Origin of the sequence: Pseudomonas sp. MPB26, assembly GCF_046605355.1 — a bacterium.
GTDB lineage: Bacteria > Pseudomonadota > Gammaproteobacteria > Pseudomonadales > Pseudomonadaceae > Aquipseudomonas > Aquipseudomonas cedrina.
Window position 1 is genome coordinate 1594061 of record NZ_CP176793.1, and the last position, 12611, is coordinate 1606671.

At 56.0% G+C, this 12611-nt stretch carries 11 protein-coding genes and 1 tRNA gene; 7 read left to right on the top strand and 5 right to left on the bottom strand.

Annotation, left to right across the window (positions count from 1 at the left end; genetic code table 11):
- Positions 1-99: 99 nt before the first annotated feature.
- The 5 genes from ACLH0H_RS07370 (at position 100) to ACLH0H_RS07390 (ending at position 4698) form a co-directional block, all read left to right on the top strand.
- A complete protein-coding gene (locus ACLH0H_RS07370) occupies positions 100-2310 on the top strand; it encodes an AsmA family protein (RefSeq protein ID WP_411381526.1) in 2211 nt (736 codons plus the stop codon).
- Positions 2307-3374, top strand: coding sequence for an A/G-specific adenine glycosylase (gene mutY / locus ACLH0H_RS07375; RefSeq protein WP_411381527.1), 1068 nt, complete (start codon positions 2307-2309; stop codon positions 3372-3374). Before ACLH0H_RS07370 ends, mutY begins: the two co-directional genes overlap by 4 nt.
- Positions 3371-3643 (top strand): oxidative damage protection protein, encoded by a 273-nt coding sequence (locus ACLH0H_RS07380; RefSeq protein ID WP_076951645.1) that lies wholly within the window; start codon positions 3371-3373, stop codon positions 3641-3643. Before mutY ends, ACLH0H_RS07380 begins: the two co-directional genes overlap by 4 nt.
- A gap of 103 nt (positions 3644-3746) precedes the next feature.
- Positions 3747-3822, top strand: a tRNA-Phe gene (locus tag ACLH0H_RS07385).
- 105 nt (positions 3823-3927) lie between these two features.
- Positions 3928-4698 (top strand): DUF6538 domain-containing protein, encoded by a 771-nt coding sequence (locus tag ACLH0H_RS07390; RefSeq protein WP_411381528.1) that lies wholly within the window; start codon positions 3928-3930, stop codon positions 4696-4698.
- Between the two features lie 33 nt (positions 4699-4731).
- On the opposite strand, the gene ACLH0H_RS07395 is transcribed toward ACLH0H_RS07390, so the two are convergent.
- On the bottom strand, positions 4732-5568 hold the full coding sequence (locus ACLH0H_RS07395; RefSeq protein WP_411378539.1) for an IS3 family transposase: 837 nt from the start codon (positions 5566-5568) through the stop codon (positions 4732-4734).
- Positions 5565-5867: a transposase gene (locus ACLH0H_RS07400; RefSeq protein ID WP_014717988.1), complete on the bottom strand. Its 303-nt coding sequence runs from the start codon at positions 5865-5867 to the stop codon at positions 5565-5567. The genes ACLH0H_RS07395 and ACLH0H_RS07400 overlap by 4 nt, the downstream gene beginning before the upstream one ends.
- Positions 5868-6004: 137 nt before the next feature.
- Here ACLH0H_RS07400 and ACLH0H_RS07405 point away from each other — a divergent pair, with 137 nt between their 5' ends.
- Together ACLH0H_RS07405 and ACLH0H_RS07410 are read left to right on the top strand one after the other, a co-directional pair.
- Positions 6005-6904 (top strand): site-specific integrase, encoded by a 900-nt coding sequence (locus tag ACLH0H_RS07405; protein WP_411381529.1) that lies wholly within the window; start codon positions 6005-6007, stop codon positions 6902-6904.
- An 802-nt stretch (positions 6905-7706) separates the two neighbouring features.
- Entirely contained in the window at positions 7707-8933 is a 1227-nt protein-coding gene (locus ACLH0H_RS07410; protein ID WP_411381530.1) for a reverse transcriptase domain-containing protein, read from the top strand.
- A gap of 84 nt (positions 8934-9017) precedes the next feature.
- On the opposite strand, the gene ACLH0H_RS07415 is transcribed toward ACLH0H_RS07410, so the two are convergent.
- The 3 genes from ACLH0H_RS07415 to ACLH0H_RS07425 all read right to left on the bottom strand — a co-directional run bounded on the left by ACLH0H_RS07415 (position 9018) and on the right by ACLH0H_RS07425 (position 11646).
- Positions 9018-9656 (bottom strand): recombinase family protein, encoded by a 639-nt coding sequence (locus ACLH0H_RS07415; RefSeq protein ID WP_411381531.1) that lies wholly within the window; start codon positions 9654-9656, stop codon positions 9018-9020.
- 307 nt (positions 9657-9963) lie between these two features.
- Positions 9964-10719 carry a KilA-N domain-containing protein gene (locus ACLH0H_RS07420; protein WP_411381532.1) on the bottom strand — a complete coding sequence of 252 codons (756 nt, stop codon included), beginning with the start codon at positions 10717-10719 and terminating at the stop codon, positions 9964-9966.
- Positions 10720-11052: 333 nt separating this feature from the next.
- Complete coding sequence (locus ACLH0H_RS07425; protein WP_411381533.1) at positions 11053-11646, bottom strand: hypothetical protein; 594 nt, start codon at positions 11644-11646, stop codon at positions 11053-11055.
- Positions 11647-12611 lie beyond the last annotated feature (965 nt).

Sequence of the window (12611 nt, forward strand, 5' to 3'; positions counted from 1 at the left end):
ACGGCCGCGGATACAATGTAACGATCGGTGAACTGACGCAGGCCGTCGGGCGTTATACTCTGCGGCTGAATTTTCAAATCGACATACAAGGACTCGCCCATGAAAGCGTTCGGCAAAATCCTGGGTCTGGTACTCCTCGGGCTGTTGCTGATCATTGTGGCTCTAGGCTTTGCCCTGACCCATCTCTTCGATCCCAACGACTATAAAGACGAGATTCGCCAGATTGCCCGCGACAAGGCCCACATCGAGCTGACGCTCAATGGCGATATCGGCTGGAGCCTGTTCCCCTGGCTCGGCCTTGAACTGCACGAAGCCAGCGTGGCAACCCTGACCAACCCGACTCAACCTTTCGCTGACTTGCAGATGCTCGGCCTGTCGGTGCGCGTGCTGCCGCTGCTGCGCCGCGAAGTGCAGATGAGCGATGTGCGTGTCGAGGGCCTGAACCTGCGCCTCAACCGCGACAAGCAGGGCCATGGCAATTGGGAAGACATCGGCAAGAACGCCCCGGTGGCCGGCGCCGACGCCCCTGCCCCGTCTACACCTGCGCCCGAGGCCAAACCGGAGAAGCCGACCCAGCCGATCCGCCTGGACATCGACAGCCTGACGGTCAACAACGCCCGCATCGAATACAACGATGAGCAGACCGGCAAGCAGTTCAGCGCCGAGAGCATCCAGCTCAGCGCCGGTGCCGTGCACGAAGGCGCGAGCATTCCGCTGAAACTCACCGCTTTCTTCGGCAGCAACCAGCCGGTAATGCGGGTCAAGACCGAGCTCAACGGCAACCTGCGCATCCAGCGTGCGCTCAAGCGCTACCAGCTTGAAGACCTGAAAGTCACCGGCGAAGCCACTGGCGAGCCGCTGCAAGGCAAGACCGTGACCTTTTCCACCCAGGGCCAACTACTCGTCGACCAGGCGGCCAACATCGCCGAATGGACCAACATGAAGCTGTCGGCCAACCAACTGCGCGCCTTGGGCGAACTGAAGGTCAACGACCTGGACAAGACCCCGCAACTGAGCGGCGCCCTGTCCATCGCCCAGTTTGACCTGGCCAAGTTCCTCGACAGTGTCGGCCATCCCTTGCCGCCTATGGCCGAAGGCAGCCTGAGCAAGGTCGAACTGGTCAGCCGTCTCAAGGGCACACCGAGCAGCGTGGCGCTGGAAGACCTGAACCTGAAACTCGACGGCAGCACCTTCACCGGCCGCGTGGCCGTCGACGACTTCGCCAAGCAATCGCTGCGCGTTCAGCTCAAGGGCGATACCTTCAACGCCGACAATTATCTGCCGGCCAAGTCCGAATCAGCCAAAGGCGCAACCGCGGCGCGCCAGGCCGAAGTGCAGAACAGCGAAGCCGGGGCCATGGCTGCCGGCGGCACCACACCGCTGCCCGACGCTCCCACCAAAGGCGCCTGGAGCACCGACAAACTGTTGCCATTGACCCGCCTGCGCACGCTGGATGTGGACGCCGACCTCGCGTTCGGCCAATTGACCCTGAGCCAACTGCCGATCCAGAATGCCGCGCTCAAGGCTTCCGGCATCGACGGCCAACTCAAGCTCGAAACCCTCAGTGGCGGGCTCTACAACGGCACGTTCCAGGCCAGCGGCAGCCTTGACGTGCGCCAGGATATTCCGCTGCTGGCATTGCAAAGCCGGATCAAGCAAGTACCGGCCGAACGCATCCTGCAAGCCCAGGGGCAGAACCCTCCGGTGAAAGGCCAGGTCACCCTCGACAGCAACCTCACCGGCCGCGGCAATAGCCAGAAAGCCTTGATCGATAGCCTCAACGGCACAGCCAGTTTCGTGATCAATAACGGTGTGCTGCTCAACGCCAACCTTGAACAGCAACTGTGCACCGGCATCGCCATGCTCAACCGCAAGACCCTGGCCAGCGAGCCACGGGGCAAGGACACCCCCTTCCAGGAACTCAAGGGCAACCTGACTTTCCGTAACGGCGTGGCCAGCAACCCGGACCTGAAAGTGCGCATTCCGGGCCTCGCGGTCAACGGCAACGGCGACATCGACTTGCGTGTACTGGGCATGGATTATCGCGTCGGCATCATCGTCGAAGGCGATCAGCGCGAAGTGCCGGATCCGGCCTGTGAAGTAGGCTCCAATTTCCAGGGCATCGAAGTGCCGCTGCGCTGCCGTGGCCCGCTGGAACTGGGCGCCAAGGCGTGCCGCCTGGACAAGGACGGCCTGGGCCAGGTCGCGATCAAGGCGGCGGGCAACCGCCTCAACGAGAAGCTGGAAGAGAAACTCGACAAGGTCAATCCGAAGCTCAAAGACGCACTCAAAGGCCTGTTCAACCGATGAGAAACGAGCAATTTTCAGAAGCGGTACTCACCTGGTATGACCGCCACGGCCGCCACGACCTGCCCTGGCAACAGGGCATCACGCCTTACCGCGTGTGGGTCTCGGAAATCATGTTGCAACAGACCCAGGTGAGCACCGTGCTCAATTACTTCGACCGGTTCATGGCCTCGCTGCCGACGGTCGAAGCCCTGGCCGCCGCGCCGGAAGATGAAGTGCTGCATTTGTGGACCGGACTGGGTTACTACACCCGGGCACGCAACCTGCAAAAGACCGCGAAGATTATCGTGGCCGAGTACGGCGGCGAGTTTCCCAAGGATGTCGAGAAACTCACCGAGTTGCCCGGCATAGGCCTGTCCACCGCCGGTGCGATCGCCAGCCTGAGCATGGGCCTGCGCGCGCCGATTCTCGACGGCAACGTCAAGCGCGTACTGGCACGCTTTACCGCACAGGAGGGCTACCCGGGCGAACCCAAGGTGGCCAAGCAGCTTTGGGCCACCGCGGAGCGCTTCACGCCACATGATCGCGTCAACGCCTACACCCAGGCAATGATGGACATGGGCGCCACCCTCTGCACCCGCAGCAAACCCAGCTGCCTGCTGTGCCCGCTGGAAAAAGGCTGCGAAGCCCACATGCTCGGCCTGGAGACTCGTTACCCGATCCCCAAGCCACGCAAGACCATTCCACAGAAGCGCACGCTGATGCCGCTGCTGGCCAACGCCGAAGGCGCGATTCTGCTTTATCGCCGCCCCTCGACGGGCCTGTGGGGCGGCCTGTGGAGCTTGCCGGAACTGGACGACCTGACAGACCTCGAACACTTGGCTCACCAGCACGCGCTGGCACTGGGCAAGCAACAGGAGCTGCCGGGGCTGATCCACACTTTCAGCCACTTTCAGTTGGCCATCGAACCCTGGCTGGTCCAGGTCGAGGAATCGGCCCATCACGTGGCCGAGGCCGACTGGCTCTGGTATAACCTCGCCACCCCGCCGCGCCTGGGCCTTGCCGCCCCGGTCAAGAAACTGCTCAAGCGCGCGGCCGACGTATTGAATGCAGGAGTGTCGTCATGACCCGCACCGTAATGTGCCGCAAGTACAAAGAAGAACTGTCCGGATTGGAAAAAGCGCCGTTTCCGGGCGCCAAGGGCCAGGACATTTACGACAATGTTTCCGCCAAGGCGTGGGGCGACTGGCAGAAACACCAGACCCTGCTGATCAACGAAAAACGCCTGAATATGATGAACGCCGAAGACCGCAAATACCTGCAGGGCGAGATGGACAAGTTCTTTTCCGGCGAAGATTACGCCAAGGCCGACGGCTACGTGCCGCCTGCTCAATAATTGATCAAAAACCAGGGTCGGCACGTAAGCGACGGTAATAATTAAATATTTTTTGAAAACTTGCTTGACGACCCCCTGAAAAACCCGTTTAATGCGCCCCGTTGCCCAGATAGCTCAGTCGGTAGAGCAGGGGATTGAAAATCCCCGTGTCGGCGGTTCGATTCCGTCTCTGGGCACCAAATACCGAAAACCCCTGATTCCGCAAGGTCTCGGGGGTTTTTACTTTTTGGAGTTGCTGTAACCCGTCACGCATGAGTACACATGGCGGGTACACGATGGGATTTATGGCACAACCTTGGAAAGATCCCCGCACCGGGACCTACTACATTCGCCGCCGTATCCCGAAGGACATCAAGCCGCTCCTTCCTGAGGCAGGCGAGACCTACAAGCGCACCTTGGGCACTAAAGACGCCCGCGAGGCAAAGACCCGTTTTGCAGCTGCATGGGGTCACTCGGAAGAGTTCTTCCTGAACATCCGCCTCCAGCTTTCCGGCACCCACACCCCGACCCTTCAAGATGCTATTCAGCTCGCTGCGAGATGGGCGAAGGCTGAGCTTGGTCATATGGAATCGACCGGAAGATTTCAGGGGTTCCTTGTGGATCTGGGTAATGACAACTACGAGACGCTGCGCGACCTTCTGAGTCATAGAAGTCCGAGGGCCTTGCTTAGCCCCGATGGCATGACCGCGCGCGACCGACAGCACCTTGACCAAACGATAGCCGAGGAACTGGCGAAGGTTTCGTTGCCGATGCCCTTGCCCGATACGCCTTTCCATCGATATGTTTACGAGGCATTCCTGACGCAGTATCTGGAATTGTCTGAGATCGCCCATAAGCGCCACTACGGCAATTACTCCGCAATCCTTGAGCTTCCTCACGAAGCCCCATTGAGCATCGATAGGGCGAAACCTGAGAGCCCAGAAGAGACGTTATCGACAGTCTTCGAGCATTGGTCTCGTAATCACCGTCACATGGGTGATGGAAAACGCGACGTTGAAAAGACCGCTGGGGAATACCAGACCACAATCGTTCGATTCGTGGAGCTGTTGGGTTGAACTGGTCAAGTAATCTTGGACACTGATTACGGTTCACGCCGCCAACCTTTCCTTCATGACCGGCGACCGGTAGTCGTTGTAGCTGTGAGGCCTGCTGATGTTGTAGCGAGAGACATAGCGCTGCACGTCTGCTCGGGCCTCATGTTCCAGTTTGTAGCCCGTTTCAGGCACCCACTCTGATTTCAAACTGCCAAAGAAACGCTCCATCGGGGCGTTATCCCAGCACTCGCCTTTACGGCTCATGCTTTGCCTAAAACCCTGTTTGAGCAGCTCGTTTCGAAACTTATGACTGGTGTACTGACAACCTTGGTCAGAATGAAACAACACATTCTGGGGATGGCCGCGTAGCTCAACCGCCATGCGTAGCGCTTCGCAGGTCAGGTTGGCATCAGAAATCATCGAGAACGACCAGCCTACGATCCTGCGAGCGTACAAATCCAGAACGGCGGCGAAGTACATCCACCGCTTGCCGACCTTGATGTAAGTCACGTCGCCACACCACACCTGATTAACCGCCGTCACATCAAATTTCCGCTTGAGCACGTGTGGCGCCACCAAGGCCTCCGCGCCCGGCGACTTGTACTTATGGCGCCTGCGCTGACGACTAGCGATGCCAGCTTCGCGCATCAAACTGCGAGCCATATAACGTCCGATACGATGCCCTTTGGCTTGTAGCTCCTTGGACAATGTACGTGCGCCGGCCGACTCTCTGGACGCCTTGTGGTGCCTGACCAGCGCGGCCTTGAGCTTGTCCCGTTCAGGATTTGCTCTGCCCTGGCGCTGGCGCCAAGCGTAGAAACTACTGCGGTTGACCCCGAACGCCCGGCAACACCTTTTAACGCCGTACTGCTCGTCCAGCTCATCGATCAACGTGAATGATCTTTGGCGTCCAAAAGCAGGAGAGCACTGGCCTTTTTTAGGATTTCGATATCCAGGTCTTTCTCTCTGAGCAGAGCTTTGAGCCTCTGGATTTCTCGTTGATCAGCGGTAATCGCCTTGGCCCCTACGGGAGTCGAGCCCAAGCGTTCTTTTTGCACTTGATCGACCCAGCGACGCAGCGCTGTGGGGCCGATATCCAGGCTGGCACAGACTTCGGTAACTGGCTGACCTTCATCCAACACCATGCTGGCGGCCTTGAGCTTGAACTCACTCGAATAAGATTTACGCATATCCAAACACCTCAAATTTGGGCGCTATCATAGCGCCCGAATGAAGTGTCCAAAATCATTAGGCCAGTTCAGGTGACCTCCCTGTTAAGCAGATCAAGCGCAAGACCATCGAAGAGTTTTACGGCCTGCTTCGCCAGATGCCCTCCAAGGGTGAAGGCCTTAAAGCGCTCAACGCTCACGAGCAGATTGCCCGAGCAAAACAGCTTGATTTGCCTTTGCTGAGTAGCGCCACCATCAAGAACAAGCTCATGGGGCTTTCTTCAGTCCTGGCCTACGCAGTGAAGATGGAATACATAACCGAGAATCCAGTTATCGGGTCAGGCATCACGAAGTCATTACGAAAAGCGAGCGCCAAGCAATCGCGCACTGCCACTCGGAAAGGCTACACCCAAGCAGAGCTCATTAAGGTTTTCTCCAGCCCGCTATTCAAAGGTGAGTGGTCCGCCCCTCGGGCATCGTTTGGTGAAGCTTGGAAATGGCTGCCTCTACTGCTCTGCTACACAGGCGCTCGCCGGGAAGAGATCGCCCAGATGAAAGCCGATGAAGTTCGGAAGTCTGAGGACGGCATCTGGCACTTGGACCTCCTTGGAATCTCTGAGGACGGGTCAGATGACGACAGAACCTTGAAGACCAAAGGCAGTCACCGCTTGGTTGCGATCCATCAGGACCTCATTGACCTTGGGTTCTTGAAATACGTCGATGATCTACCTACCTCAGGACAGCTCTTTCCGGCCCTTAAGCCCAACCCTACAGGCTGGTACGGACATAACTTCGGAAAGCGATGGGGCGTGTACCTTCGAGAGGTCGCCGAGCTTGAGACACCTGTGAGCCCCTCCCATGGTTTCCGCCACAGTTTCAAAACGATGTGCCGCGAAGTGGGTATCCCAGAGGAAATACATGACGCAATCACCGGTCACGATGATGGCTCGGTGAGTCGCAGCTATGGCGAACGTCATTTGCTAAAGACCCAGCACGAACAGTTGGCCCGCTTGCCACGCATTGCGATCCTCGCTGGACTTCTGCCGGTACGCTCTTAACTATTGCAGAAAGGCGCGCTTGGACGGGAAGAAGTAGCCGTCCGATTGCAGTAGCTTTCGGCGCACCGTTTGTTAACATCAGCCTGCCTCGCCTGCTTGCTGGTCCAGCCGCCTCACAGCACTGAACCAAGTATTACAGACGCCAGCCATCTCTCTTCGGAGCTTGCTGTGCGGGTCGCGACCAAGATCGCCGTTAAGGCTTCGAGGTCTCCCGATGGTAAAGAGCGCCACTCGACTGCTGCGTCAATAACCGTAACTCTGTCTGCACGTTGGGGTCACCAGACGGTTAGCAGCTTTATTTTCAGGGTGGGGCTCGATGTTCAGCCGCATGGCGCGCGCTTGACCGCGAGACCCAAAAAGGTACGATTTGTACCTCAGCGGCGTCTTCGAGGGATATCATGCGCTCATGCAAAAACGTGCCAACCTGGCGCATGGGGCGGGATTGACCGCGAGATCTAATAAAGCTGCGATTTATCGTGCCTTGGCAGAATCTCTGGGGGAAATCATGCTTTCATGCAAAAACGTGCCAACTTGGCGCACGCCGCATCGCGATTATTCGTGACTGCGCTCAGCCTCGCCTGCTTGCTGGTCCAGCCGCCTCACAGCACTGAACCAAGTATTACAGACGCCAGCCATCTCTCTTCGGAGCTTGCTGTGCGGGTCGCGACCAAGATCGCCGTTAAGGCTTCGAGGTCTCCCGATGGTTGAAGGTCCTCTGTAGCAGTTGGGTGAGAGTTCGCTGGTGCTCCCAACAAACAAGGAGTTTTCATTGGCAACGCCGCTATACCGTCGGATCTACAGCATGGAGTCGCTGCATTCGGCCTGGACAAAGGTTAAAAGCAACGCGCTGTCGTCTACGTCTGTAACCATCCAAAATGAAGCCAAAGACTTCGAGAGCCGACTCCCAAAGTCGCTTTTCGAAATCCAGCGCGCGCTATCCAAAAAGACCTTTACCTTCAAACAGCAGACCGGCGTGGCAAAAACCAAAGCCAACGGTAACTCTCGCCCCATAGTGCTTTCACCTGTACCGAACAGAATCGTTCAGAGAGCGCTACTCGACGCCTTGCAGACTCGCATTAAGTTCGTAAAGGAAGCCCTCGCGACCCCTACAAGCTATGGCGGTATTCCAACCAAACGTGTCGCCATGGCGATAAGCGATGCCAAATTGGCTATCTCCAAGGGGGCCGCCTTCCATATCCGGTCTGACATTGCGGAGTTCTTCACGAAAATCGACAAGGACCGAGTGATGGAGTTGGTGGCACCTCACATTAAATGTCCTGACACAGTTGCTTTGTTCCAAGCTGCGATCACCACAGACCTTGCAAACATTGACGTATTGCGACGTCAGGGTCTTGATGAGATTTTCCCCCTTGGGGTAGAAGGTGTGGCTCAAGGCTCGCCCCTTTCGCCGCTCATAGCCAATTTGTATCTGCACGACTTCGACAAGAGCATGAACGCTGGAGATGTAACTTGCCTCCGCTACATCGACGACTTCCTGATTCTTGGGAAGGACAGGAGTTGTGTAACCCGAGCGTTCAACAAAGCACAGAAAGAACTCGCGAAGCTTTCGCTTACGGCATATTTACCCTCCGCAACAAGCGACAAAGCTTCAAGCGGTTCTACCTCAGATGGATTTGATTTCTTGGGTTGCTATGTCACGCCGGGGTTAGTGCAGCCATCGAAAGGCACGAGAGAAAGATTCAAGAAACGAATAGCATCTGACTTGGAAGTATCGCTCCGCGTAATGAGAGCCAGCATTGAAGTCGGATCGATTTCCCCAAAAGCTACCTATTCGGGCGCGCTACAGAATCTTGACCGAGTGATCCTTGGCTGGGGGAAGGCTTTTTCATTTTGCAGCACTGGTCATTGGATACAGAGCTTGGACGATTACATCTCAAATCAGCTGGCCCTGTACGAAGCAGAAAAAGGGAAGCTCTTTGCGAGAGCAAACGGCCCTGCTCGACGCAGGATGCTTGGGGTAAGGCTTCTCTCGGAGCTTCACTCAGAGGGTCGCGAAGCTTCTGCCTGAACGCTCTCAGCCATACAGATAGGAAGAAAGGTAGCAAACCCTCGTCCTTAGCCGTGGTAACAGCCCTCCTCAAACGCTCCCGGCCTAAGCCGTCAGCGGGCGCCCACTTTGAAGCTTTATGGCGCGCTGAACGGTGGCCGTGCTGACTCCCGTAGCCCTTGAGGTTTCCCGTACACCCATACCCTTGCTCAGACATTCCAGAATGCGCTGGTGCTTGTCCTGATCGACCCCGCGCCCCTTATATGCACCTTGGTCCTTCGCCTTCTTAATGCCATCCATCTGGCGACGGCGACGATCCTCATAGTCCTTCCGGGCGACCGCTGCGAGCATGTCCAAGAGCATATCGTTGATAGCCCCAAGCATCCGCGATGTGAAATTGTCCAAAGCTCCACTCCCCTGCGCCATGAATTGGTGTGAGGTCGGCAGATCGAGCGATACCACTCGGACCTCCTTGTCCTTAATAATCCCCCGGAGCTTCTGCCAGTCGGCCTCTGTGAGGCGCGACAGCCTGTCTACCTGTTCGACCAAGAGAACATCACCGGGATGCGCATCAGACAGCAGACGGAACAACTCAGGGCGCTTGAGGGTGGCCCCGCTTTCGTTCTCGGTGTAGTAAGCCGCGACCCGCTGCCTATGATCCTGTGCGAAGGCTGTGAGCTGGTCCTTGGCTCGGTGGGCGTCTTGGTCAGTGGTGGAAGCCCGAAGGTAAGCACGGATGAACATCGAGAAGCGCCATGTAGTCGTTTAGGTGTGGTAACCATATACGTGGTCGTTGTAATGGTCAACACCCGCTAAACAACCACAATCGTCCAGTTGCCCGCCCGTGGTCGATTAGGCATACCCCATAGACCACGCTTGAGGTGCCCTTTTCGACACTCGCTCTTGGTCTTCAGAACTACCACGAAAAGATCATCGAAGACCGGGTCAATACTTGATTCATCAGGTGGCCCCCAATGGCGGCACGGGGGACGCACAGGACGGGATTTGAATGAGGATGGGCTCTCAGAAATTTGCTCCAAATTTTGATCACTTACACTGCCTGGGTCTTCGCTGCTTTCCGGCGTTCAGCGGCTTTCTTGCGGTTTCTCTCAGCGATGGCAGCATTAATTTCTTGAGCGCGTTCCTGAAGCCATACGAGTCCCTTGGCCGTGACGCGATAGCCATCTTCGTTCCCGAAACGCATTGAACAGGACTTGAAGTACCCACCGGAAAAACCTTGCAACGACGGTCGGAGAGCCTCGCGCGATTCAAAGGGGTGATGTGTCGAAACGAACTTCTGGATATGGACCAGATATCGCGCAGCCAGTTGAGGCTGGTTAATCCCGGCCAACCTACAGGCTTGTGTCCAAGGGATTCCGGCACCGGTCAAACGGCTATCAATGAGGTCAGCTTTCGGAATCGCCTTCGCGAGCTTGCTATCTGCTTCAGCGGCTGCCAGCAGGGACAGACGTGCGCTTAAGATGGAGTCATTGCGCATAGCCACGAAGGCGCTGACGACCATCAAGTAAAAGTCGGTTGAGACCCACATGGCGTACGCAATTGCCCCTGACTCAGTTGCCGAGGTTCCCCCATACCGACCGGCCTTACTCCGCAAATTTCCGGAGTTAGAAAGCTCGGCTTGAATATCATTGCGCCATTCTGAAGGCTGCTTTGCGGGGTCAAGGTTTAGCGCTTGATGAATCTCGTTGAGACTCCAAAGTCCGTCGTCGTTTGGCTTGAAGGAGTGCCCATTAATAGCGATAGGTAGCAAGGTGTTTGTAGCATTGGTAACGTCGATAGAATTCATTTGTCGATTTCCTTTTGGTAGCGCCCTTCAAGTCGCACCCACAGCCGAGCATCCAGCCCCCGACAAAGGGACCCGGCTTGGCATGAAAGGCGCTATCAGAAGAACTGGATGGATTGGTTGCCCAGCAGTGCGAGCTGCATTAACGATGGGCAAAGCCTGAATGTGTCTTGAGAGGAAGCCCTATAGCAGGCAGTCGAGCTTGTAAGGTGTCTTTGTGGCGAGGATGGCTATTGCCAATGCTCCCTCGTGTACGAACTGGACAATCAGCATTCGATAAGCCGGTCGATGCTTCCCCGCAGAGTCCTTTAAGGTCTTAAAGTATGCGGCGTTTAATCATGCTCGCTCCCCGAGGTCTCGCATGTCGCCGTGCAACTTTGCGAGGACTTCAGCGCTTGGGGTCTCCAGTTCGTCAGTCCAGTCGCTGGGACGCATTGCTGGTATTTCTCCGTAGTCCATCTCAAAGACCAAACATTGCGGTCGTGATTTCATGAGATACGGCATTGCCAGTTCGATGGCCTTCACGTATCGCTGAGCCTGCCGAGTATTGACGTGCAAGAAATCCCCGACTGATTCAGTAGTGACCTTGGAAAGTTGCGCAAGTATCCTAAAAAGACGCTTAACAGAAAGTGGTTTGGACGACCCACCTTGACCGATTGGTCGGTCATGCCAGTCAAGTCTGGCGATACCCTCGATGATGTCCGATGCGAAGTATGGATACTGGCCGTATTCAGTAGAGGGCCCGATGAAACCCTCAAAAGGACTGACGATGACCTTGGAAGGTCGACCCCGATTGCTTGTCTTGGAAGCAACTTTCTTGGTTGCCTTCCGGGTAGCGCTGCGGTTGCGTTGGTCGCTGGCTGCAATTAGAAGATCTGTATGTTCGCCGATACGTCTGTCTAATTCGGCAAGCTCGGTAGGTGTCAGCATAATTGTGGTCCCCCATTCAGTAAGCGAAACGGACGCGATGTCCTTTCCGTCTTTAGTGAGGGTATTTGCAGCATCCGTGATAGTGATCGGCAGAAACTGGTAGAGCGGTGCGTGTAATGATCCACTGCATAACCCCCATTGGCAGTCGGCTCGACGAGGTGTCGTTCCGGTTATAGTGGGTGTTTTTTTGCAGATGACCCGGAAGGTGCCATCACTGGCAACTACTTGACGATTCAAGTCAGCAGAAACAAATACGTAGCAGCGCCGGGGTAATACTAATAGGCATTATTCGCTAATTCATATTTTCTTGCGATTCAACTTCAAGCTACAAACTTTATACTTTACGCTTTATGTATTGCTCAGCCCAGACAGTTTCATAGCACATTAAACTTGAGCGGCGAAAAATAACCAGCCATCTCTATTGCTCCAGTCATCTCTGAAATTTTGAAAATAGCGTGCCGACGCTAAATGCTATTTGCACTTACAACCGTACAGGATAGCGAACGACACCTATTGAAAACCCAGCATGAGCAATTCGCGAAACGTCCCAAGACCATGCACCTCGCAGGAATATCGTCTTGGAGAGAAAAAATAAACCACCATCTCGCTCGGGGCGATCTAAACTCTTCGCGAAAAGAGAACGCCTCCATCGTGTTCATCGAATTATCACCACGAGCGCAGCCAGCACTGGCAGCCACCCTTTCGCAAGCGGCAGGACTATGAAATGATAGCGAAATGACACCAACATGGGGAGCTGAGAGGGTTTACATGGACGCTACGTCTTTCGCATATACCGCACCGCTGGCCGAGCTAACCGATAACGGCGTTCAATGCCCACCCTTTGGAGCATCGGCACTTACCCTGACTGCTTGGAGATGGGTTGCACACCCGATTACCGCACAATGCTTTCACCCCGTTGCGCTCAGGAACCCCCCTCGGCTTTTAAGGGAGGATACCCCGTCCAA